This is a genomic window from Streptomyces sp. AJS327, assembly GCF_013450295.1.
Lineage (GTDB): Bacteria > Actinomycetota > Actinomycetes > Streptomycetales > Streptomycetaceae > Streptomyces.
This window is the reverse complement of the sequence record NZ_SKBR01000003.1, coordinates 301,349-322,627: the sequence shown is the minus strand read 5'-3', so window position 1 is coordinate 322,627 and position 21,279 is coordinate 301,349. Positions and strand designations below refer to the sequence as shown.

The window sequence follows — 21,279 nt, the reverse complement described above, 5'->3', positions numbered from 1 at the left end:
AATGTTCCACGTGAAACATCGCCCTCCCCTTCGCCCGCACGCCCGGCCTCCCTTTCTCAGGGGGTGACCGTGGCCGGGGCCGTATCGTCCGCCTCGGGCGGTGGAGGGGACGCCCCCTCGGGGGACCGCGCGGGGACCGGGGAGCGGTAGCCACGCAGTTCCGGGTTGGCCACGGCGACGGCCGCGATCGCCAGCGTGGCCGAGAGACCCCCACCAACCAGGGCCACGGAGGCGGAGCTGACCGAAGCCACCAGCCCGCCGCGGAAGTTGCCCAGCTCGGGGCCCGCGACCCCGATCACGTAGTCGACGGAGCTGACCCGGCCCCGGTAGGCGTCCGGCGTCTCCAGCTGCACGAGGGCGCTGCGTGTGATCACCGAGACGGTGTCCGCCGCGCCCGCCACCACCAGGCAGCCGAGCGCCAGCCACAGCGGGCCGCCCAGCCCGAACCCGGCCAGCGCCAGCCCCCAGACGCTCGCCGCCATCAGCTGGACCAGCCCGGCCCGGCGTCGGCGGGTCACCGTCCCGGAGAGCAGCCCGGCCACGATCCCACCCGTCGCGACGGCCGAGAGGAACAGCCCGAGGGTCCCCGGACTCCCCCCGAACCGGGCCTCGTTGACCAGGGGGAAGAGCGCGACCGGCATGGCCAGCAGCGTCGCGGACAGGTCGGCGGCCATCGAGCCCCAGAGCGTAGGACGGCGCCCGACGACGCCCCAGCCGCCGCGTTCCGCGCGCCGCCTGCCGCCCGCCGAGGTGGCCTTGCCGCCCGAGCCGGGGACCTTCGCCTCCCCGTCCGCCGCCGCCCCGTCCGGGCCTGCCGTGGTCTCGCCCGGCCGCGCGGACGGAAGCCGGACCAGCGTGATCATCGCGAGCACAAGGGCCCCGGTCTGTCCGGCGTAGGCGGCGGCGAAGTCCCAGCGGGCGATGACCAGTCCGGCCACCGCGGGCCCCAGCAGCATCGCCGCCTGGAAGGAGAGACTGGTGAGCGCGAGCCCGGAGGCGACCTGGTCGGTCGGCAGCAGCCGGACCGGGAAGGTGCGCCGTGCCGGAGCACCCAGGGCGCCGCAGGCGGCCCCGAGCACGACCAGCCCGAGCAGCAGGGCCACGCTCCGGCTGTCCGCCAGCGCCTGGACGCAGAGCCCCGCGGCCGACAGCAGCTGGCCCAGAGTGGTCGCCCACACCAGCGCGCGGCGGTCGACGGTGTCCGCCAGCGCGCCGCCGACCAGCCCGAACAGCAGCGTCGGCAGGCCCGTCGCCAGCCCGAGGACGCCGGTGCCCAGGGGACTCCCGGTCAGCTCCCAGACCTGGGCCAGCACCGTCACCATGGCCAGCTGGCTGGCGAGTTGGGAGGCCGAGGTGCTGATCCACAGGTCGCGGAAGGACACGCTGGTGCGCAGCGGGCGGACGTCGAGGAGTCGGAGCGGCCCCCTCATGCCGGGGACTCGACGAAGTGATCACGGACGCGCCGCCGCTCCAGCGCCGTCCGCGGCTTCTCGACCACGGCGGTCAGCGGGTGCTGAATCCCGCCGTCCAGCTCGGCGGCGGGCGGCGCGGTGCGGTCGGTGGATGTCACGACGACAACCTAACGACGCAAGGTCGTACCGTCCGCTCATTTAGGTACCGTCACAGCCCGCTCAGCGCGCACGATGACCCGTCCGCCAACGCCCCCTCGATACCGGCGGGTTCGGCCTCCGCAGCCGGAGAGCCCGGACCGGTCCCGTCCTCCCGGCGGGCCTCAGCCCAGCGCGGCGAGGAGCGCGTCCAGACTGTCGAACCGCAGCTCGCAGTCGTCGGGACGGCTCGGCGGATCACCGGCCGGTCGCGGGACGTGGGCGGTCCGCATGCCACGCTCCCGGGCCCCGCGCAGGTCCCAGGCGTGCGCCGCCACCATCAGCACGCGCTCGGGCGGGCATCCGGCCGTGTCGAGGGCCAGCTGGTAGACCTCCGGAGCCGGTTTGTAGGCCAGGGCGGACTCGGCGGACAGGGCCTGGTGCCAGCGCAGCCCGGCGTATGCGTTGAGGCGCGGCAGCGCGGTCCGGCTCGCGTTGGAGAGTCCCAGAACGGGAAACCGCCGCGCGAACCGCTCCAGAGCGGCGACCGAGTCGTCCCAGGGGGACAGCCGCTGACCCGCCGTGGCCAGCCGGGCGAGGGTCGCGGGCTCGTCCACTCCGGCGTGGTCGGCCACCCGCCGGGCGGCTTCGGCGTCGATGACCTCGGTGCTGGCGTACGCCCGGCGGCCGCTCGCGATCCGCTGTTGCTGGAGCGCGACGTGCTCCCGCCACAGCGTGAGCAGCGCCTCGACGGAGGCGTCGTCGGATGCGGGCACCGCCTCACGGATCGCCGCGCGGAGTCCACCGGGCTCGTCGACCAGTGTTCCGAGGACGTCGAAGACGACGACGTCGATATGGCGGATCTCGTCCATGCGCTCTCCCCCGCACCTGTGCGTCACCTGTTCAACAGGTGACGACCTTGTCACCGGCTGCGTCACCGGTCAAGATGGTCACGTGGATTTCGCGTTCGTGAGCGGCAACCCGGCCCTCGATCTGGCCGCCACCGTGGGCTCTCGCCGCGACGAGCCGGTGGACCTCCTGGCCACACCCGCCGACCTGGAACGCTGGGTCGCCGCCTGCGAGGAACTGCCCGCCGCCGTCACCGCCGACCCCGCGACCTTCGACTCCGCGCTGTCGCTGCGCGAGGCGGTCTACACGCTCGCGCTCGACCGCGTGCGCGGCCAGCCCTTCGCACCGGACAGCCTCCGCGTCGTCAACGCCATGGCCGCCGGACCGGTGCCGGGCGTCCAGCTCAGCGACGCCGGGCTGCACCTGTCCGGAGACCTGCGCGCGGCCCTCTCCCACATCGCCCGAAGAGGCATCGCCGTGCTCGCCGACCCCCACGCCCACCTCAAGGAGTGCGGCCGCGCCGACTGCACCCGCGTCTACCTCGACCGGTCGCGCGGCGCCCGGCGCACCTGGTGCGGGATGGAGGCGTGCGGCAACCGCGTCAAGGCAGCCGCCTACCGCGCGCGCCGACGGGCCGCCGCCGAGGGCCGTACCCCCGAGCGGGCACCCTGAGAGATCCCCACCGCCGAACCCCGGCCACACCACCCACGGCGGCGCGACGGAGGCTCAGGTCTGGGCCATGTCCATGAAGCGGGAGTAGTGGCCCTGGAAGGCGACGGTGATGGTGGCCGTGGGGCCGTTACGGTGCTTCGCGACGATCAGGTCCGCCTCACCGGCGCGGGGTGACTCCTTCTCGTAGGCGTCCTCCCGGTGCAGCAGGATGACGAGGTCGGCGTCCTGTTCGATGGAGTTGTGGGCGGCGATGCCGTCGGCGATGAAGTTGTGCGTGCCCTTCACCGTCGCGTCGTAGACCGGTTGTTCGCCCAGGGGTTCGATCTCCACCACCCGATCCCAGAACACGTCATCGGCGGCGACGGATCGCAGCAGCTCGGAGTCGAGAACCTCCGCGCACCGGCTCAGGCGCTCCCGCGACACGCAGGTCTCATAGAGGGCGGTGCCGCGGTGGTTCGCGCCGATGGCGGCCTGGAACTGGCGCTCGGTGAGTCCCGCCCGGACGCGTTCGGCCTTGACCATGCTCCACACCTCACGGGGGATGGAGTCGACGTTCGGGTCGACCGCCCGGCTGTCGAGTTCGGCCCGGAGCCGGGCGACGGACTCCCCGCGCCGCCCGTGAACCCCGATGTGCTGGCAGAAGGCACGCATACTCGGTCCGCCCGAGACGTCCACCTGATAGCCGGGCTTGTCGTACCCCGGCTTGGTGACCTTCCTGATTCTCGCGACGATCCCGAAACGGGAGAGGAGGCGTGCGACGCCGTCGGCGAGCGGACGGCTGGACGTGGAGTAGTGGACCCGGGGGCCGGACTTCTCGCCCTGTTCCGGGAGCCAGACGCTGCCGTCCGTGGCCCACAGGTGCCGGAGGAACGTGGCGACCTCGTCGTCGCTGGCGCGGTACAGCACGTCGGGAATCCGCTTGTCGAAGGACCGCAGATCCTCGATTCCGAGTTCGGCGAACCACGCGTGCAGCGGATCGCGCTTGCCGTGCGCGCACCCGTGCGGTGCGGGCAGGTAGCTGTGCCACCGCGTCTCCCGCTGGACCCGGCGGGGCGTGATGGCGAACTCCGCCTGGGCCGCCGCCTCGACGAAGTCCAGGTTGGCCTCGTCGTTCGAGGTGTAGTGGACGGGCTGCTTCCGCAGTACGCGGCCATCTCCGATGAGGTGGGCGAGCAGGCCGATACGGAGCCGCGACCAGCCCAACCCCGCTCCGACGGGTGCGCGGGTGACCCGGGGGACGGCGACCCGCGCCCCGACGTCGAGGTCGCCCAGGGGCGTCCACCCGCCGAAGGTCAGGAACGGGTGGTTGGCGGTCGCCTTCACCTCACGACCGGAGGCGAGCCGCAGACGGTAGGCCGGTTTCGTGCCGGACGGGAAGACGTTCGTGACCGGCGCCGGAACCATCCGCCGGTGCTCGTCCAGGGACCACACGAGCACGCCCTCATGCCCGTTCTCCAGCAGCTCAGTGAAGGTGACGGGCGCCCCGGTGTCCGCGCGCAGGAGCGTGGTGTCAGCCGTCATGCACCCCGATTCGCGCAGGTCGGAGACCATGGGCTTCTTGTCGGTGCGCTGCTCCGGGCCTCGGTTCAGCTGCGAGAGCGCCACCACCGGAACCTCCAGCTCCTTCGCCAGCAGCTTGAGGTTCCGGGACATCTCCGACACCTCCTGCTGACGGCTCTCCGGACGGCGCGATCCGCCCGACTGCATCAGCTGGAGGTAGTCGATGACGATCAGGTGCAGGTCGTTGCGCTGCTTGAGGCGGCGGCACTTGGCGCGGATCTCCATCATCGACAGGTTCGGGGAGTCGTCGATGTACAGCGGGGCGTCCGTGACCCCCGGCATCTGCCGGGCCAGCCGCGTCCAGTCGTCGTCCGTCATCGAGCCGGACCGCATGTGGTGCAGGGCCACCCGCGCCTCGGCGGAGAGCAGCCGCATCGCGATCTCGTTCCGCCCCATCTCCAGAGAGAAGATGACGCTCGGCATGCTGTGCTTGATCGAGCAGGCCCGCGCGAAGTCCAGGGCCAGCGTGCTGTTGTGGGTGGGGATCATCGTCCGGCCCGCGAGGTACAGCCGGGCCGGGTTGTCCACCTGCACACAGCGCACCGGCACACTCGGCACCTGGCGCGCCCCGGTGACCGTGCGGCCCGTCTCGGCCCAGCCCCAGTCGGTGCGCGCCGCCAGCGCCTTACGCGGCAGCCGGGCCAGCGGAAGCCGCGCGGGAACCCGCACCTCCCAGCCCCCGGCCGTCCGCCGCCCGGACCCCGACGGCGCCCGGCGCAACCGGGGCACACAGCCCAGCCCGGCCATCAGCTCCCGGAAGCGTTCAACGACCCGCCGGTCGGCGTGGGTGAGGCGGACAGCGCCCGTGGCGTCCACCTCACCGGCCGCGTCGACCATGCCCTGGGCCAGCGCCAGCCGCTGCGGGAAGGCGCCGCGCGACCAGCCCTCCGGCCACCCGCCACGCGCCGCCCGCTCCAGCGCCCGCCCGGCGCTGGCGCCGCCGCGCCCGGCCCGGACGCCGAGCCGTCCCGGTCCCAGGGGACGCACCTCCGCCCCGGCCGCCGTCAACTCCTCGCCCAGCGCCCGCTCGTCACCCACGGCGCAGCGCAGCACGGACTCCCCGGACGGCCACCCCGCCCCCGGCTCCCCGGACTCCGGGACGGGAACGGGCTCCACGGCGGACGGGCTTCCCTGGACGGGGGCCAACTCGCTGACGGGGGCACGTTCCCGGGACGGCGCGGGGACGGAGGCCGGGACGGGCGCGGAGGCCGGGACGGGGGCGGGCGCGAGGACGCGTGGTGCGCCCCCGAGCAGGGCACCCAGCAGATAGGGGTCGGCTGGCAGCGCCACCGCCTCGCCCACCAGCGGTTCGGCCGCCGGAATCGCGAAGTCCGGGCCGCCCGCGCGCAGGTTGGCCGCCAGCCACTCCGTCGTCCGGGTCAGGCTGCCCGCCGGGCCCTCGGGCCCCGGCACGGCAGCGGACGGGGCCGTCTCCGCCGCCCAGCGCGGGGGGTGGGCCCCGGGGAAGTCGGCGCACCAGCCCGTCCACTGGTGCTCGGCGTCCGCGAGGAGGACGCTGCCGTCGGAGAAGGTCAGCTCATAGCAGGGGCGGCCGTCGAGGACGGGGGTCGCGGCCGTGACCCGGGTGGGGCGGCCGGTGGCGTCCAGCAGCTCCGCGCCGACGCGGACCTCGCCCATCGTCGTCCACCCGGCCGGGGTGGGGAGCGGGGTGTCGAGGGCGAGCGCCTTGCCCATCGCGGGGCGCGCGGCGACCACCACCATCTGGCCCGGGTGCAGGCCGTTGGTCAGCGAGTCGAGGTCGGTGAAGCCGGTGGGTACGCCCGTCATCTGCCCGCTGCGGGAGCCGATCGCCTCGATCTCGTCGAGCGCGCCCTCCATGATGTCGCCCAGCGGCAGGTAGTCCTCGGTGGTGCGCTGCTCGGTGACCGCGTAGATCTCGGCCTGCGCGGTGTTGACGATGTCGTCCACATCGCCGTCCGCCGCGTATCCCATCTGCGTGATCCGGGTTCCGGCCTCCACCAGGCGGCGCAGCACCGCCCGTTCGTGGACGATCTCGGCGTAGTACTCGGCGTTGGCGGCCGTCGGAACGGTCTGCACCAGGCCCTGGACGTACCCCGGGCCGCCGACGCGGGTGATCTCACCGCGCTTGGTGAGTTCGGCGGCCACGGTGATCGGGTCGGCGGGCTCGCCCTTGGCGTAGAGGTCGAGGATGGCCTGGTAGATCGTCTCGTGTGCCGGACGGTAGAAGTCGTGGCCCTTGATCACCTCGACCACGTCGGCGATGGCGTCCTTGGACAGCAGCATGCCGCCGAGCACCGACTGCTCGGCCTCCAGGTCCTGCGGCGGCACCCGTTCGAAGCCGCCCGTGCCGCCCTCGCCACCGCGCTCGTGCGTCTCCGGGTCGCCGTCGAAACGGTCCTGGGAACGACGCCGGGCGCTGGGGAAGCGCGGCTCGGGGCTGAACTCCGGAGCCCAGAAATCCTCGACGTGCTCGGGCTGCTGAGTCACCGCCCCCTCCTTCCTCCGGCGCCGCGGCACGGACGTATCCACCGCGGGTGGCCCCGCCGGCCTACGGCACAGTCTCTCGGCCCGCTCTGACACGGCCGTCCAGCGGCGCGCTCCGCCAGAACCGGTCTGTCGAACGAGTCCTCCGCACCGAACGGGTCCATCCGTACGGATGGCCGCCGGTCCCGACGGGCTGTCCGGGCCGGCGGCCTGTTCCCGACGGCCCTGGTGTTCCAGGGTGCTCCTGACGCTTCAGCCCACCCGGCGAACGGCGCCGGGCCGGTGCTCCGCTGGCGGTGCGCCGTGTCCCGCTGGGACGGGAGACGGGCGGCGATACGCCGGGGGCGCCTGACTACGGTAGGCGGCGGACGGGGTTCCACCAACTGTGTTATCCACAGGGCCCGGTGAGCATCTGTGGATACCGCGCCGCACCCTGTGGACAACCCGGGGAAAGCTGTGCACGAGCCGGGGGACAGTACTGTGGAGAAGTTCTCACCAACTCCCGAGGACACCCGCTGATCTGCGGAAACAGCGTCCACCGCCTGTGCGGGGAAAAAATCCGGGGACGAGTTTCCCCCTCGTCGGTTCCGGCCGTCGGCCGCACCGCCCCCCAACGCCCCCACCACCGAATGTAATAGACCACATTGCATTGTGCTCATTACTTGTGGATGCTTGAATCGAACGTATGACTGCTGCCGCGCCGAGTGTGCGCCGACACGATCGCGAGATCATCGCGCTCGCCCTCCCGGCCTTCGGCGCGCTCGTCGCGGAACCCCTCTTCCTGATGGCCGACAGCGCGATCATCGGTCACCTCGGCACCGCCCACCTCGCCGGACTCGGCGTCGCCGCCGCGCTGCTCCAGACCGGCGTGAACATCTTCGTCTTCCTCGCCTACGCCACCACCTCGGCCGTCGCCCGCCGGGTCGGTGCGGGCGACCTGCCCTCCGCCCTCCGCCAGGGCGTCTCCGGCATCTGGCTGGCGCTGCTGCTCGGCGCCGCCGTCGTCACCGTCCTCCTGCCGACCGCGCCCGCGCTGGTCGACCTCTTCGGCGCCTCCTCGTCCGCCGCCCCGCACGCGGTCACCTACCTGCGGATCAGCGCGCTCGGCATCCCCGCGATGCTGGTGGTGCTCGCGGCCACCGGGGTGTTGCGCGGACTCCAGGACACCAGGACCCCGCTCTACGTCGCCATCGCCGGCTTCTCCGCCAACGTGCTGCTCAACGTGGTGCTGGTGTACGGCCTGGGCTTCGGCGTCGCCGGTTCCGCCTGGGGCACCGTGCTCGCCCAGTGCGGGATGGCCGCCGTCTACCTCCGCGTGGTGATCCGCGGGGCCACCCGGCACGGCGTGGATCTGCGCCCGGACGCCGCGGGGATCCGCGCCTGCGCACAGGCCGGGGCGCCGCTGCTGGTCCGCACGCTCTCACTGCGCGCGGTGCTCATGATCGCCACCGCGGTCGCCGCCCGCCTCGGGGACGCGCAGATCGCCGCCCACCAGATCACCCTGACCCTCTGGACGCTGCTGAGCTTCGCGCTGGACGCCATCGCCATCGCGGGCCAGGCGATCATCGGCCGGTACCTGGGCGCCGGGGACGAGTCCGGGGCCCGCGCGATCTGCCGCCGCATGGTCCAGTGGGGCGTCGCCTCCGGCATCGTGCTCGGGCTGCTGGTCATCGCCTCCCGCCCGCTGTTCATGCCGCTGTTCACCAGTGACCGGGCGGTCCTCGACGAACTGACCGCGGTACTGCTGGTCGTCGCCGTCACCCAGCCCATCGCGGGGGTGGTCTTCGTCCTGGACGGCGTGCTGATGGGCGCGGGGGACGGCCCGTACCTCGCCGGGGCGATGCTCGTCACGCTGGCCGTCTTCGCCCCGGTGGCGCTGGCCGTACCCGCGCTGGGCGGCGGACTCGCGGCGCTCTGGCTGAGCTTCGCCGGGCTGATGATGTCGGTCCGGCTCGTGACGCTCTGGCTCCGGGCCCGCTCCGGCCGCTGGGTGATCTCCGGCGCCACCCGCTGACCCGGCCCCGGCACCCGGCTCCCACCGCCCGGCTCCGCCGCCGCGCTCCGGAAAGGAGACGACACGGCTGTGGCCCGCCCCTCGAAAGGGGCGGGCCACGGAGTTCGGCACGCCGTACGCGCGCGTCCGCACGGCCGACCGGCCGCGCGGAGCGGGCGTCAGGCGGCGGCGACCTCGATGTCGACCTTCGCGTCGACCTCGGGGTGCAGCCGCACCGAGACCTGGTGCGAGCCCAGAGTCTTGATCGGCGAGACCAGCTCGATCCGGCGCTTGTCCACCGAGGGACCGCCGGAGTCCTTGATGGCCTGCGCGATGTCCGCCGGGGTCACGGAGCCGAATAGACGGCCCTGGTCACCCGCGCGCACACCGAGCTTCACCTTGACGCCCTCAAGCTGCCCACGCACCTCGTTGGCCTGCTCGATCGTGGCGATCTCGTGCAGTCGGCGGGCGCGGCGGATCTGCGCCACGTCCTTCTCGCCGCCCTTGGTCCAGCTGATCGCGAACCCACGCGGGAGCAGGTAGTTCCGGGCGTACCCGTCCTTCACCTCGACGACGTCGCCCGCCGCTCCGAGGCCGGTGACCTCCTGCTTAAGGATGATCTTCATGAGTCGTCATCCTTCCTTAGCGAGCGGTCGAGGTGTAGGGCAGCAGAGCCATCTCGCGGCTGTTCTTCACGGCCGTCGCGACGTCCCGCTGGTGCTGGGTGCAGTTGCCGGTGACCCGGCGGGCACGGATCTTGCCACGGTCGGAAATGAACTTCCGCAGCAGGTTCGTGTCCTTGTAGTCGACGTAGGAGATCTTCTCCTTGCAGAACACGCAAACCTTCTTCTTAGGCTTGCGAGCAGGCGGCTTCGCCATTGTCTCTCTCCAGAAAGTTCAAGAAGTGTGCAGCTGTGAGCGCGCCCTAGAAGGGCGGCTCGTCCGAGTAGCCGCCGCCACCGCCGCCGCCGGGGGCACCGCCCCAGCCGCCACCGCCGCCGCCCTGGCCGCCACCGGCCGGACCGCCGGTGGCCCACGGGTCACCGCCGGGGGCACCCCCCTGCTGCGGACCGCCACCCTGGCCGCCCCAGCCGCCGCCACCGCCGCCGAAGCCGCCGCCCTGACCACCACGGCCGGTGGTCTTGGTGACCTTCGCGGTTGCGTTGCGGAGGCTGGCACCGACCTCGTCAACGTCCAGCTCGTAGACCGTGCGCTTGATGCCCTCGCGGTCCTCGTACGAACGCTGCTTCAGACGGCCCTGCACGACGACCCGCACGCCCTTGGTGAGCGACTCGGCGACGTTCTCCGCGGCCTGCCGCCAGACCGAGCAGGTCAGGAACAGGCTCTCGCCGTCCTTCCACTCGTTGGTCTGCCGGTCGAAGGTGCGCGGAGTGGACGCGACGCGGAACTTCGCGACCGCCGCTCCGGACGGGGTGAAGCGCAGCTCGGGGTCGTCGACGAGATTGCCGACGACCGTGATGACGGTCTCGCCTGCCATGGGGAACCTCTCAGCGGTACTGCGTGCTGCTGTGGTGGCACCGCCCGTACCGGACGGCACGGGAGAAGCGCGGAAGTGCGGGTGCTACGCGTTGCCTGTCGTCATCCGTCGAGCGGGAACGCTCAACGGCCGACGGGGCGGAGGACCTTGGTCCGCAGAACCGACTCGTTCAGGTTCATCTGGCGGTCGAGTTCCTTGACCACCGAGGGCTCGGCCTGGAGGTCGATGACGGAGTAGATCCCCTCGGGCTTCTTCTTGATCTCGTAGGAGAGACGGCGACGGCCCCAGGTGTCGATCTTCTCGACCTTGCCGCCGCCACCGCGGACGACGGAAAGGAAGTTCTCGATCAGCGGGGAGACAGCGCGCTCCTCCAGCTCCGGGTCGAGGATCACCATGACCTCGTAGTGACGCATGTGGAACCCACCTCCTCTGGACTCAGCGGCCACGGGCGTTCCGTGGCAGGAGGGTCGTATGCGTACGCGTCGTGCCGTGGGCCGGGTCCGGGGACCCGCCGGGCGACAGCCGTGACACATGCGGTGAGCACGTGGTCACGGGGACCGTCGGACGGAGTGCGTACGCACGGGTACTCGTGTACTCGTGCGGCCGGGCTCGTACGACGGGGGCTCGGAGTGACCCATGAGACGACGCAGACGCGACAGCCTACCTCCCCGCCGCCGTCCGGTTGAAATCCGGGAGGTTGTCGCCGCAACCTGGACATCTAAGCCGTGCGCGGCGCCATAATGCGCCGCCTCTGTCAGGAGGTGCCGAATGGCACAGCCAGCACACCAGGGAGCCCCCCGCTCCCGGGCACACGGACAGCAGTTCCCGCACACCCTCAACCCCCGCGCGCTGCTCAACACCGACGGCCGCAGTCACCCGGTCGAGAACTCCTTCGCCGCGGCGACCCTGCTCCTGGGCGTGGTGGCCTTCGTCACGGCGCTGTGGCCCGGTCTCCACGTGATCAGCGGCTGGACGGGCCTGGTGGGCATCCTCACCGGGGCCTGGGGCCAGATGATCTCCGCGACCACGGGGGAGCGCTTCGTCCTGATCATCGGGCTCGGCGCCTCGGCCGTCGGCTTCTATCTCGCCATGGCCCACGGCGGCCTGGTGTTCTGACCCGGACCGGCCGCCGGGTCCGGCCGGGGCGCCCCGCCGCGCGGGCGCCCCGGCCTCGGACGTCCCGGTTCCGGGGCGCTCGGTGACCGGCCGGGGCCACTCGGTGGCGGACCCGCTCCCCGCGCTCGTCCACGCGCCCCCGTCTCCGCCCTCTCCACGATCCGGCGCGGGCGCCCCCGCACCGTGACGACCGTCCCGCGGGACGGGGCGGCTGCCGGGCACCCCGAACGAGGCCCGCCGCTGCGCAGTAGGCTGCCCGGCGAGCCTCCCCCAGAAGTGGGCCTGGGGGTGCCCCAACCGCCTGAGCTCGCCGGAGGAGCGTCCCGCATGAGTCTGACCCTGAGGACCGTCAGCCGTGAGCAGCATCTGGCCTATATCCAGAGCCTGCCGTCGGCCAGCCACTGTCAGGTGCCCGCCTGGGCGGACGTCAAGAGCGAGTGGCGGTCGGAGAGTCTGGGCTGGTTCGACACCGAGGGGCGGATGGTCGGCGCCGGGCTGGTGCTCTACCGGCAACTGCCCAAGGTAAAGCGGTACCTGGCGTACCTCCCCGAGGGGCCGGTCATCAACTGGTACGCGCCGAACCTGGAGGACTGGCTCCAGCCGATGCTGGCGCACCTCAAGCAACAGGGCGCCTTCTCGGTGAAGATGGGCCCCCCGGTGGTGATCCGCCGCTGGGACGCCGCCGCGATCAAGCGGGGCATCCAGAGCCCGGACGTCAAGCGGCTGCGCGACGTCGAGGCCACTCACATCGAGCCGCGGGCCTTCGAGGTGTCGGACCGCCTGCGCCGCATGGGCTGGCAGCAGGGCGAGGACGGCGGCGCGGGCTTCGGGGACGTCCAGCCGCGCTACGTCTTCCAGGTGCCGCTGCAGGAGCGGTCGCTGGACGAGGTGCACAAGGGCTTCAACCAGCTGTGGCGCCGCAACATCAAGAAGGCCGACAAGGCGGGGGTCCGGGTGGTCCAGGGCGGACCGCAGGACCTGGACGACTGGCAGCGGCTGTACGAGATCACCGCCGAGCGGGACCGGTTCCGCCCGCGGCCGAAGGCGTACTTCGAGCGGATGTTCCGGGTGCTGAACGCCGAGGACCCGAACCGGATGCGGCTCTACTTCGCGGAACACGAGGGCGAACGCATCGCGGCGGCCACGATGTTGGTGGTCGGCCGGCACGTCTGGTATTCGTACGGCGCCTCGGCCAACCACAAGCGGGAGGTCCGGCCGTCGAACGCCATGCAGTGGCGGATGCTCCAGGACGCCTACGCGCTCGGGGCGAACGTCTACGACCTGCGGGGCATCAGCGACTCGCTGGACGAGAACGACCACCTCTTCGGTCTGATCCAGTTCAAGGTGGGTACGGGCGGAGAGGCCGCCGAGTACCTCGGTGAGTGGGACTTCCCGCTGAACAAGCTCCTGCACAAGGCGCTCGACATCTACATGTCGCGGCGCTGAGCACCGCATCGCCGGGCGGCGTGCGCCGCCCCGGCGGGTGGTGCGCCCCCGTCCACATCCCACAGGAAAGGTTGCGTACCGGCCATGGCGCTCACCCTCTACGTCGACACCACTCGTTGGCGGGCGCACCAGCAGTCGGTGCTCCAGCAGTTCCCCGGCATCGTCCCGGTCTGCAAGGGCAACGGCTACGGGTTCGGCCACGAGCGGCTCGCGGAGGAGGCCACCCGTTTCGGCTCCGACGTGCTCGCCGTGGGGACGACGTACGAGGCGGCGCGGATCAAGGACTACTTCAGCGGTGACCTGCTGGTCCTGACCCCGTACCGCCGGGACGAGGAGCCGGTGCCGCTCCCGGACCGCGCGATCCGCTCGGTCTCCTCGGTCGAGGGGCTGGGACTGATGCGCCGGGCCCGGGTGGTCATCGAGGTGATGAGCAGCATGAAGCGGCACGGCGTCACCGAGGCGGACCTGCCCCATCTGCACGCGGCCATCGGGGAGGTGCGGCTGGAGGGCTTCGCGATCCACCTGCCGCTGGACCGGGCGGACGGCTCGGACGCGGTGGAGGAGGTCATCGGCTGGATGGACCGGCTGCGCACGGCCCGGCTGCCGCTGGACACGATGTTCGTCAGCCATCTGAAGCCGGATGAGTTCGCCACGTTGCAGCAGCAGTTCCCGCAGACGCGGTTCCGCGCGCGGATCGGCACCCAGCTGTGGCTGGGCGACCACGACGCGACGGAGTACCGGGGCACGGTGCTGGACGTCACCCCGGTCGCGAAGGGGGACCGCTTCGGCTACCGCCAGCAGAAGGCGGGCGGCGACGGCTGGCTGGTCGTCGTCGCGGGCGGCACCTCGCACGGGGTGGGGCTGGAGTCCCCGAAGGCGCTGCACGGGATGACCTCGCGCGCCAAGGGCGTGGCGCGGGCCGGGCTGGCCACCGTGAACCGCAACCTCTCGCCGTTCGTGTGGGGCGGTAAGCAGCGGTGGTTCGCCGAGCCGCCGCACATGCAGGTGTCCATCCTGTTCGTCCCGTCGGACGCTCCGGAGCCGCGCGTGGGCGAGGAGCTGACGGCGCATCTGCGGCACACCACGACGATGGTGGACCGCGCGGTGGACCGCTGAGCCGCGTGCACCACCGCTGAGCCGCGTGCGGTGAAGCGCCCGGCGGGGCGCTCGCCGCCGGGCTGGCTCGCGGCGGGAGACGGTCGTCTCCGGCCCCATACGGTCATCTCCGGCCGCACGACGGCCAGTTCGCACCCGGACACGGTCGTTCCGTGTCCGGGTGCGCTCAGTCGCGCTCAGCGTCCGGCGGTCCGCTCACGGCGGGGACCGCCGGACGCCGTTCCCCCTCCGGGGTGGCTCAGCGCTCGGACTCGCCGTCGATGAAGCGCTGGACGTTGCGCCGCGCCTCGTCGTCGAAGTACTGCACGGGCGGCGACTTCATGAAGTACGAGGACGCGGAGAGGATCGGCCCGCCGATCCCACGGTCCTTGGCGATCTTCGCGGCGCGCAGCGCGTCGATGATGACCCCGGCGGAGTTGGGGGAGTCCCAGACCTCCAGCTTGTACTCCAGGTTCAGCGGCACGTCGCCGAACGCCCGGCCCTCCAGGCGGACGTAGGCCCACTTGCGGTCGTCCAGCCAGGCCACGAAGTCGGACGGGCCGATGTGCACGTTGTCCGCGCCGAGGTCCCGGTCGGGGATCTGCGAGGTGACCGCCTGGGTCTTGGAGATCTTCTTGGACTCCAGCCGCTCCCGCTCCAGCATGTTCTTGAAGTCCATGTTGCCGCCGACGTTCAGCTGCATCGTGCGGTCCAGGATGACGCCCCGGTCCTCGAACAGCTTGGCCATCACCCGGTGCGTAATAGTCGCGCCCACCTGGGACTTGATGTCGTCACCGACGATCGGCACCCCGGCGGCGGTGAACCTGTCCGCCCACTCCTTGGTCCCCGCGATGAACACCGGCAGCGCGTTGACGAAGGCCACCCCCGCGTCGAGGGCGCACTGGGCGTAGAACTCGGCCGCCGTCTGCGAGCCCACCGGCAGGTAGCAGACCAGCACGTCGGCCTGGGTGTCGCGGAGCACCTGGACGACGTCCACCGGCTCGGCGGTCGACTCCTCGATGGTCTGCCGGTAGTACTTCCCCAGCCCGTCGTGGGTGTGCCCGCGCTGCACCGGGACCCCGCTCGGCGGCACGTCACAGATCTTGATGGTGTTGTTCTCGCTGGCGCCGATGGCGTCCGAGAGGTCGAGGCCGACCTTCTTGCCGTCCACGTCGAAGGCGGCGACGAACTCCACGTCCCGCACGTGGTAGTCGCCGAACTGGACGTGCATCAGCCCGGGCACCCTGCTGTCAGGGTCGGCGTCCTTGTAGTACTCGACGCCCTGCACCAGTGAGGCGGCGCAGTTGCCCACACCTGCGATGGCTACGCGAACCGAACCCATTCCGGTTACTCCCTGTGTGTTCTCGCCGAGCCCCGCGCTCGTTGCGGGGCTCACTTGTCGGTCTCACCGGACGGATCCGGCCCGGACGTGCCCCCCGGGGAGTGCTCCCCGGAAGCCGCCGAGGAATCGGCGTCCCGGTGCCGGGTCTGACCGCCCGCTTGCTCCGCGCGGTACTCCGCCGACTCCTCGGCGGCGTCCCGGCGGTCATGCCCTGCCCGCTCGCTCTCGATCAGCTCGTTGAGCCAGCGGACCTCGCGTTCCACGGACTCCATGCCGTGCCGTTGCAGCTCCAGCGTGTAGTCGTCCAGCCGCTCACGGGTCCGGGCGAGGGAGGCCCGCATCTTCGCGAGCCGCTCCTCCAGTCGGCTGCGCCGCCCCTCCAGGACCCGCATCCGGACGTCGCGTGAGGTCTGGCCGAAGAACGCGAACCGAATACCGAAGTGCTCGTCCTCCCAGGCGTCCGGGCCGGTCTGGGCGAGCAACTCCTCGAACCGCTCCTTGCCCTCGCCCGTCAGCCGGTAGACGATCTTCGCCCGGCGGCCGGAGAGTTGGGCGGACTGCCCGGCGGTCTCCCGTGGTTCCGGACCGCTCTCCTCCACCAGCCAGCCGCACTGCACCAGCGCCTTGAGGCACGGGTAGAGCGAGCCGTAACTGAAGGCGCGGAAGACGCCCAGCGAGGTGTTGAGCCGCTTCCGCAACTCGTACCCGTGCATCGGGGACTCACGGAGCAGGCCGAGCACGGCGAACTCAAGAATTCCGGAGCGCCTGCCCATCTCCGCCTCCCCACTCACGATCCCCGACGCGTTCCGCGCGCTCCCGTCCGGTGTGCTCCGGCCGCCGAACCGGCACCGGGCGACGGGATACCCCCTGACCTGCCCGTCCCGCCGGTAGCCGGAGGGCGGCCGGATCTGGCTACCGGGGCTCGCCGTTGGGCCCGGACATCCGATCGGTCAACCCGATGTATCGGCTCGATACATCTCGACGATAGAGACCGAGGCCCCAACCGACAAGAGGGGGTGGGGGGAAGGGATTCAGATCACTGATTCGTCACAGTCGCTGTGCGGCGATTGAGGCGAATGTGCCTCCACGGAGGTTTTGGAGCTGCGTAGTCTGTCCGCTGTGCAGACCACCACGGGGAACCACACGGGGCGCCCACACGTCCTCGCCCGGGGTGCGGTGCGGCCAGATTCGGTCAGCCGGAGCTGCCGCACTCGGGGGGACCAGAAGTCAACTGCCACCTTCAGGCGCAACGACCGCCTGCCCGAGGAGTAGCTGTTCCAATGAGCGAGCACCGTCGAAAGCCGCCGCAGGGGCGCGGTCGACGCGCAGCGCAGCAGCCGCCGGCGTCCGGCCGAGCGGCGGCGTCCCATGGCGCGTCACCGACCTCGAACGGCAGCCGCGCAGCAGCCCGCAGGGCGGCGCCCCGCGCAACGGGAGGAAGCGGCGGAAGGCGCCGCGCCACCGGGCAGCAGGCGTCCGTCGCCGCGGGCGCGGGGGCCGGGGGGGCCCGTGGAGGCGGAGGCGGCGGCAGGCGCGGCGGAGGCACCGGGGAGGGACCCAGAGGCCCGCGCGGACGCGGACGCCCGGAGCCCCCGAAGAAGCGGCTGATCGACTACCCCCGCTCCACCAAGCAGGGGATGCGGCGCTGGATGCCCTCCTGGAAACAGGTCCTGGGCCTCTGCGTCGCGTTCCTGGGGCTGCTGGTGGGGCTGGTGGGCATCGGGCTGTGGATGGTGCAGGTGCCGGACGCCCAGGCCGCGGCCAAGTCCGAGAAGAACGTCTACTACTGGTCCGACAAGAGCCAGATGGCCGTGGCCGGTGGCGGGGACGAGAACCGTCAGGTCGTGCCGCTGTCGAAGATCCCGCAGTCGATGCAGTGGGCGGTGATCGCGGCGGAGAACGAGACCTTCTACCAGGACAAGGGCGTTGACCCGATGGGCATCGCGCGCGCGGTCGCGCGGATGGCGACCGGCGGCGACACCCAGTCCGGTTCCACCATCACCCAGCAGTACGTGAAGAACACCTACCTGGACAATTCGCAGACGGTCTCGCGAAAGGTCAAGGAGCTGTTCATCTCCATAAAGGTGGGCGCCAAGGAGGACAAGCCGGACATCCTCTCCGGATACCTCAACACCGCCTACTACGGCCGCGGTGCGTACGGTATCCAGTCCGCCGCCCAGGCCTACTACGGCGTCGACTCCGACAAACTCGACCCGAGCCAGAGCGCGTTCCTCTCCGCCGTGCTGAACGGCCCCAACCTGTACGACCCGGCCGGCGGCTACGGCTCCATCGCCACCAAGGAGAAGAACGAGAGCCGGGCCAAGGCCCGCTGGAAGTGGACGCTGGACCGGCAGGTCGAGATCGGCAAGATGTCCAAGTCCGACCGGGACCGGTACGTCGGCAAGGGCTTCCCCGACCCGGATCCGCCCAAGCCCGCCACCGGACTCAAGGGCCAGAAGGGCTACATGGTGGAGCTGGCGAACAACTCCATCACCAGCAACCCGGATACCGGGATCACCAAGCAGCAGCTCGACAAGGGCGGCTACAAGATCTACACCACCTTCGACAAGAAGAAGACGGGCGCCCTGAAGCGGGCCGTCGAAACGGTGGAGAAGCGCAACATCGACGCGAAGAAGCGCCCGAAGACCGACAAGTACGTCCAGTTCGGTGGGGCCTCGGTGAAGCCGGGCGACGGAGCGATCCAGGCGATCTACGGCGGCAGCGACGCGACGAAGCACTTCAACAACAACGCGGACTACACCGGCGTCCAGGTCGGTTCGACCTTCAAGCCGTTCGTGCTGGCGGCCGCGATGAAGGACGGCGTGCGCAACCCCGCCGGGCCGGAGGACCAGGGCGAGGACCAACGCAAGAAGGTCAGTCCGACCAGCGTCTACGACGGCGACAACAAGATCAAACTGCGCGACTACCGCGGGGAGATCTGGCACGACAAGGACGGCAAGGAGTGGCATCAGAAGAACGACGGCGGTAAGGACTACGGCAAGGTCGACCTCCGCACCGCGATGCAGCACTCCGTCAACACCCCCTTCATCCAGCTCGGGATGGACGTCGGGCTGAAGGAGGTGAAGGCGGCCTCGGTCCGGGCCGGACTCAAGGACGACGCCAGCATGGCCTCGCTCACCCCGACCTTCTCGCTCGGCACCTCGGCGCCCAGCGCGATCCGGATGGCGAACGCCTACGGCACCTTCGCCAAGAGCGGGATGGCCGCCGAGCCCTACTCCGTCACCCGCATCGAGAAGGAGGGCGAACCGCCCTACGAACACGACGCGGAGACCAAGCCCGCCTTCGACCCGGCGGTCGCCAACAACGTGACGAGCGTGCTGGAGACGGTGGTCAAGAAGGGCACCGGCACGGCCGCCCAGGGCCTCAACCGCCCGGCGGCGGGCAAGACCGGCACCACCGACGACAACCGCTCGGCCTGGTTCTCCGGGTACACCCCGCAGCTGTCCACGACCATCGGCATGTGGCGGGCCGACGACCAGGCGAAGAACCCCAAGTTCCTCTCCATGTTCGGCACCGGCGGCCAGAAGAAGATCCACGGCGCCTCCTTCCCCGCTGAGATCTGGACGGCCTACATGACCGGCGCGCTCAAGGGCACAAAGGCGCTGCCGTTCCCGGAGCCGACCCCGATCGGCGAGAAGGTCTACGGCGACGGCGCCAGCCCCACCCCACAGCCCACCCCCACCGACACTCCCGAGGAGCCGGAGCCCAGCGACGAGCCCTCCGAGAGCCCGTCGGACGACGAGGACAGCCCCTCCCCGACCCCGGATCCAACCGACACCTGCGCCGACTGGGACATCCCCTGCAAGGAGAACGAGGGGCAGACCGGCGGAGACGGCGGAGCCGACAACGGTGGCCAGAACGGCGGTCAGGACGGCGGCGGCGGAGACGGCGGAGCCGACGGAGGCCCGGGCAACGGAGGGAACGACAACGGAGGGATATTCGGTGGGCCGATGGGCGCGCGCACCGAGGAATGACACCGCCCCACACCCCCGGAGCTGACGCGGTAACCCCCTGGGTCCCGCTCCGCTGAACCCCGGCCCCGGACCCCAGCCCCCACGGGAGCTGGAGTCCGGGGCCGAAGTGGTGGAGGGACCCCGCCCCGGCCCCGTCGCGCACCGGCTCCGTGCCGCACGGACGGCGGACGCCGTACGGCAGGATGTGCCCATGACGCGCGCGTACCCCAGCGACCGGCCCGGCGCCCCCACGACGGCGAACCGCGTACGCCCCACCGAGGAGGACCAGACAGCGCGAGCGGGCAGCGAGCTGCTCGGCGGCCCGCTCGGGCGGCGCGCGCTGACCGGCGGCCAGTGGTGGTCCCCGGTGCGGGTGATCGTGCTGGTGGCGATCGGGATGTTCGCCCTCGGGATGGTGCAGAAGCTGCCGTGCTACGACGGCTCCTGGTTCTCCGGCGACCCCACCAGCCAGTACGTGCACGCCTGTTACTCCGACATCCCGCACCTCTTCGGCGGCCGCGGCTTCGCTGACGGGCTCATCCCCTACTTCGACCGCCTGGACGGCGATATGGAGTACCTCGAATACCCGGTCCTCACCGGGGTGTTCATGAAGGTCGCCGCCTGGCTGACCTTCGGGGACGGGGACGTGGCCCGGCAACAGCACTACTGGCTGGTCAACGCCGGCATGCTGATGGTCTGCGCCGTGGTCATGACCGTCTGCGTGGCCCGCACCCACCGGCGGCGCCCCTGGGACGCGCTGCTCCTCGCGCTCGCCCCCGCCCTCGCGCTCACCGCCACCATCAACTGGGACCTGCTGGCCGTGGCACTCACCGCGGCCGCCCTACTGATGTGGTCCCGGAGCAGGACGCTCGCCGCCGGGGTATTGATCGGCCTCGCCACCGCCGCGAAGCTCTACCCGGCGCTGCTCCTGGGGCCGTTGCTGCTGCTCTGCTGGCGCGCGGGACGCTGGCGGGCCTTCTTCCAGGCGCTGGGCGGCGCCCTCGTCGCCTGGGCGGTGGTGAACGTCCCCGTGATGGCGCTCGCCCCGCAGGGCTGGGCGAAGTTCTACACCTTCAGCCAGAAGCGCGGCGTCGACTTCGGCTCCTTCTGGCTCGTCATCAACCAGCGCTGGGACGGCGAGCTAGATCGCGACACCGTGAACACCATCGCCACCGCGCTGATGGTCGTCGGCTGTCTCGGGATCGCCTGGCTGGCCCTGGCCGCACCGCGCCGCCCCCGGCTGGCCCAGCTGGCCTTCCTGGTCGTCGCGCTCTTCATCCTCACCAACAAGGTCTACTCACCGCAGTATGTGCTCTGGCTGATCCCGCTCGCGGTGCTGGCCCGCCCCAAGTGGCGCGACATGCTCATCTGGCAGGCCTGCGAGTGTCTGTACTTCCTGGGTGTCTGGATGTACATCGCCTACACCCAGGGCGGCGACAAGCACCAGGGGCTGCCTCCCGAGGGCTACCACGTGGTGATCGTCGCCCACCTGCTCGGCACCCTCTACCTGTGTGCTCTGATAGTGCGCGACGCGCTGCTGCCGGAGTACGACCCGGTCCGTCAGGACGGCTCCGACGATCCGGCGGGCGGCGTCCTGGACCGCGCACCCGACACCTTCGTCCTCAGCACCCCCGGCACCGACCGGAGGAGCACACCGCCGCCTCCCTACGGCACCACGTCCCCGCCCAAGGAGACCCACGTGCGGTGGGGACGACCGTGAA

At 71.4% G+C, this 21,279-nt stretch carries 17 protein-coding genes; 7 read left to right on the top strand and 10 right to left on the bottom strand.

The annotated features are described in order from the left end of the window. Positions 1-56: 56 nt before the first annotated feature. From E0L36_RS18745 to E0L36_RS18735, 3 genes are all read right to left on the bottom strand, one after another. Positions 57-1,430: an MFS transporter gene (locus E0L36_RS18745; protein WP_180930284.1), complete on the bottom strand. Its 1,374-nt coding sequence runs from the start codon at positions 1,428-1,430 to the stop codon at positions 57-59. Beyond that, positions 1,427-1,570 (bottom strand): hypothetical protein, encoded by a 144-nt coding sequence (locus E0L36_RS18740; RefSeq protein ID WP_180930283.1) that lies wholly within the window; start codon positions 1,568-1,570, stop codon positions 1,427-1,429. The genes E0L36_RS18745 and E0L36_RS18740 overlap by 4 nt, the downstream gene beginning before the upstream one ends. Positions 1,571-1,732: 162 nt before the next feature. After that, positions 1,733-2,419 carry a haloacid dehalogenase type II gene (locus tag E0L36_RS18735; protein WP_180930282.1) on the bottom strand — a complete coding sequence of 229 codons (687 nt, stop codon included), beginning with the start codon at positions 2,417-2,419 and terminating at the stop codon, positions 1,733-1,735. Positions 2,420-2,501: 82 nt separating this feature from the next. On the opposite strand from E0L36_RS18735, the gene E0L36_RS18730 reads away from it, so the two are divergent. Beyond that, on the top strand, positions 2,502-3,068 hold the full coding sequence (locus E0L36_RS18730) for an ABATE domain-containing protein (RefSeq protein ID WP_180930281.1): 567 nt from the start codon (positions 2,502-2,504) through the stop codon (positions 3,066-3,068). A gap of 54 nt (positions 3,069-3,122) precedes the next feature. On the opposite strand, the gene E0L36_RS18725 is transcribed toward E0L36_RS18730, so the two are convergent. Next, positions 3,123-6,893, bottom strand: coding sequence for a replicative DNA helicase (locus tag E0L36_RS18725; protein WP_219636889.1), 3,771 nt, complete (start codon positions 6,891-6,893; stop codon positions 3,123-3,125). 886 nt (positions 6,894-7,779) lie between these two features. Between E0L36_RS18725 and E0L36_RS18720 the strand changes: the two genes are divergently transcribed. Continuing rightward, positions 7,780-9,108 (top strand): MATE family efflux transporter, encoded by a 1,329-nt coding sequence (locus tag E0L36_RS18720; RefSeq protein ID WP_180930279.1) that lies wholly within the window; start codon positions 7,780-7,782, stop codon positions 9,106-9,108. 158 nt (positions 9,109-9,266) lie between these two features. Here the strand turns inward: E0L36_RS18720 and rplI are convergent, their stop codons facing one another. From rplI to rpsF, 4 genes are all read right to left on the bottom strand, one after another. Then, a complete protein-coding gene (gene rplI / locus E0L36_RS18715; protein WP_180930278.1) occupies positions 9,267-9,713 on the bottom strand; it encodes a 50S ribosomal protein L9 in 447 nt (148 codons plus the stop codon). 16 nt (positions 9,714-9,729) lie between these two features. Then, entirely contained in the window at positions 9,730-9,966 is a 237-nt protein-coding gene (gene rpsR / locus E0L36_RS18710) for a 30S ribosomal protein S18 (RefSeq protein ID WP_003978893.1), read from the bottom strand. Positions 9,967-10,012: 46 nt separating this feature from the next. Then, positions 10,013-10,585 (bottom strand): single-stranded DNA-binding protein, encoded by a 573-nt coding sequence (locus E0L36_RS18705; protein ID WP_180930277.1) that lies wholly within the window; start codon positions 10,583-10,585, stop codon positions 10,013-10,015. Between the two features lie 122 nt (positions 10,586-10,707). After that, positions 10,708-10,998, bottom strand: coding sequence for a 30S ribosomal protein S6 (rpsF, locus tag E0L36_RS18700; RefSeq protein WP_180930276.1), 291 nt, complete (start codon positions 10,996-10,998; stop codon positions 10,708-10,710). 355 nt (positions 10,999-11,353) lie between these two features. Here rpsF and E0L36_RS18695 point away from each other — a divergent pair, with 355 nt between their 5' ends. The 3 genes from E0L36_RS18695 to E0L36_RS18685 all read left to right on the top strand — a co-directional run bounded on the left by E0L36_RS18695 (position 11,354) and on the right by E0L36_RS18685 (position 14,263). After that, complete coding sequence (locus tag E0L36_RS18695) at positions 11,354-11,701, top strand: hypothetical protein (RefSeq protein WP_258016330.1); 348 nt, start codon at positions 11,354-11,356, stop codon at positions 11,699-11,701. 327 nt (positions 11,702-12,028) lie between these two features. Further along, positions 12,029-13,147: a peptidoglycan bridge formation glycyltransferase FemA/FemB family protein gene (locus tag E0L36_RS18690; protein WP_180930275.1), complete on the top strand. Its 1,119-nt coding sequence runs from the start codon at positions 12,029-12,031 to the stop codon at positions 13,145-13,147. Between the two features lie 84 nt (positions 13,148-13,231). Further along, a complete protein-coding gene (locus E0L36_RS18685; RefSeq protein ID WP_180930274.1) occupies positions 13,232-14,263 on the top strand; it encodes an alanine racemase in 1,032 nt (343 codons plus the stop codon). 238 nt (positions 14,264-14,501) lie between these two features. Here the strand turns inward: E0L36_RS18685 and E0L36_RS18680 are convergent, their stop codons facing one another. Then, a complete protein-coding gene (locus E0L36_RS18680) occupies positions 14,502-15,584 on the bottom strand; it encodes an inositol-3-phosphate synthase (RefSeq protein ID WP_180930273.1) in 1,083 nt (360 codons plus the stop codon). Between the two features lie 50 nt (positions 15,585-15,634). After that, positions 15,635-16,357 (bottom strand): PadR family transcriptional regulator, encoded by a 723-nt coding sequence (locus E0L36_RS18675; protein ID WP_180930272.1) that lies wholly within the window; start codon positions 16,355-16,357, stop codon positions 15,635-15,637. Positions 16,358-16,864: 507 nt separating this feature from the next. On the opposite strand from E0L36_RS18675, the gene E0L36_RS18670 reads away from it, so the two are divergent. Then, positions 16,865-19,579, top strand: a complete 2,715-nt coding sequence (locus tag E0L36_RS18670) for a transglycosylase domain-containing protein (protein WP_180930271.1) — start codon at positions 16,865-16,867, stop codon at positions 19,577-19,579. A gap of 190 nt (positions 19,580-19,769) precedes the next feature. Then, positions 19,770-21,278, top strand: coding sequence for a glycosyltransferase family 87 protein (locus tag E0L36_RS18665; protein ID WP_180930270.1), 1,509 nt, complete (start codon positions 19,770-19,772; stop codon positions 21,276-21,278). Position 21,279: the final 1 nt, after the last annotated feature.

What these genes read in the sequence shown, in the direction of transcription:
- E0L36_RS18745 (WP_180930284.1), bottom strand. Translation starts at nt 1,430, where the DNA reads ATGAGGGGGCCGCTCCGACTCCTCGACGTCCGCCCGCTGCGCACCAGC.
- E0L36_RS18735 (WP_180930282.1), bottom strand. Translation starts at nt 2,419, where the DNA reads ATGGACGAGATCCGCCATATCGACGTCGTCGTCTTCGACGTCCTCGGA.
- E0L36_RS18725 (WP_219636889.1), bottom strand. Translation starts at nt 6,893, where the DNA reads ATGCTGCTGTCCAAGGACGCCATCGCCGACGTGGTCGAGGTGATCAAG.
- E0L36_RS18720 (WP_180930279.1), top strand. Translation starts at nt 7,780, where the DNA reads ATGACTGCTGCCGCGCCGAGTGTGCGCCGACACGATCGCGAGATCATC.
- rplI (WP_180930278.1), bottom strand. Translation starts at nt 9,713, where the DNA reads ATGAAGATCATCCTTAAGCAGGAGGTCACCGGCCTCGGAGCGGCGGGC.
- rpsR (WP_003978893.1), bottom strand. Translation starts at nt 9,966, where the DNA reads ATGGCGAAGCCGCCTGCTCGCAAGCCTAAGAAGAAGGTTTGCGTGTTC.
- E0L36_RS18705 (WP_180930277.1), bottom strand. Translation starts at nt 10,585, where the DNA reads ATGGCAGGCGAGACCGTCATCACGGTCGTCGGCAATCTCGTCGACGAC.
- rpsF (WP_180930276.1), bottom strand. Translation starts at nt 10,998, where the DNA reads ATGCGTCACTACGAGGTCATGGTGATCCTCGACCCGGAGCTGGAGGAG.
- E0L36_RS18695 (WP_258016330.1), top strand. Translation starts at nt 11,354, where the DNA reads ATGGCACAGCCAGCACACCAGGGAGCCCCCCGCTCCCGGGCACACGGA.
- E0L36_RS18690 (WP_180930275.1), top strand. Translation starts at nt 12,029, where the DNA reads ATGAGTCTGACCCTGAGGACCGTCAGCCGTGAGCAGCATCTGGCCTAT.
- E0L36_RS18685 (WP_180930274.1), top strand. Translation starts at nt 13,232, where the DNA reads ATGGCGCTCACCCTCTACGTCGACACCACTCGTTGGCGGGCGCACCAG.
- E0L36_RS18680 (WP_180930273.1), bottom strand. Translation starts at nt 15,584, where the DNA reads ATGGGTTCGGTTCGCGTAGCCATCGCAGGTGTGGGCAACTGCGCCGCC.
- E0L36_RS18675 (WP_180930272.1), bottom strand. Translation starts at nt 16,357, where the DNA reads ATGGGCAGGCGCTCCGGAATTCTTGAGTTCGCCGTGCTCGGCCTGCTC.
- E0L36_RS18670 (WP_180930271.1), top strand. Translation starts at nt 16,865, where the DNA reads ATGAGCGAGCACCGTCGAAAGCCGCCGCAGGGGCGCGGTCGACGCGCA.
- E0L36_RS18665 (WP_180930270.1), top strand. Translation starts at nt 19,770, where the DNA reads ATGACGCGCGCGTACCCCAGCGACCGGCCCGGCGCCCCCACGACGGCG.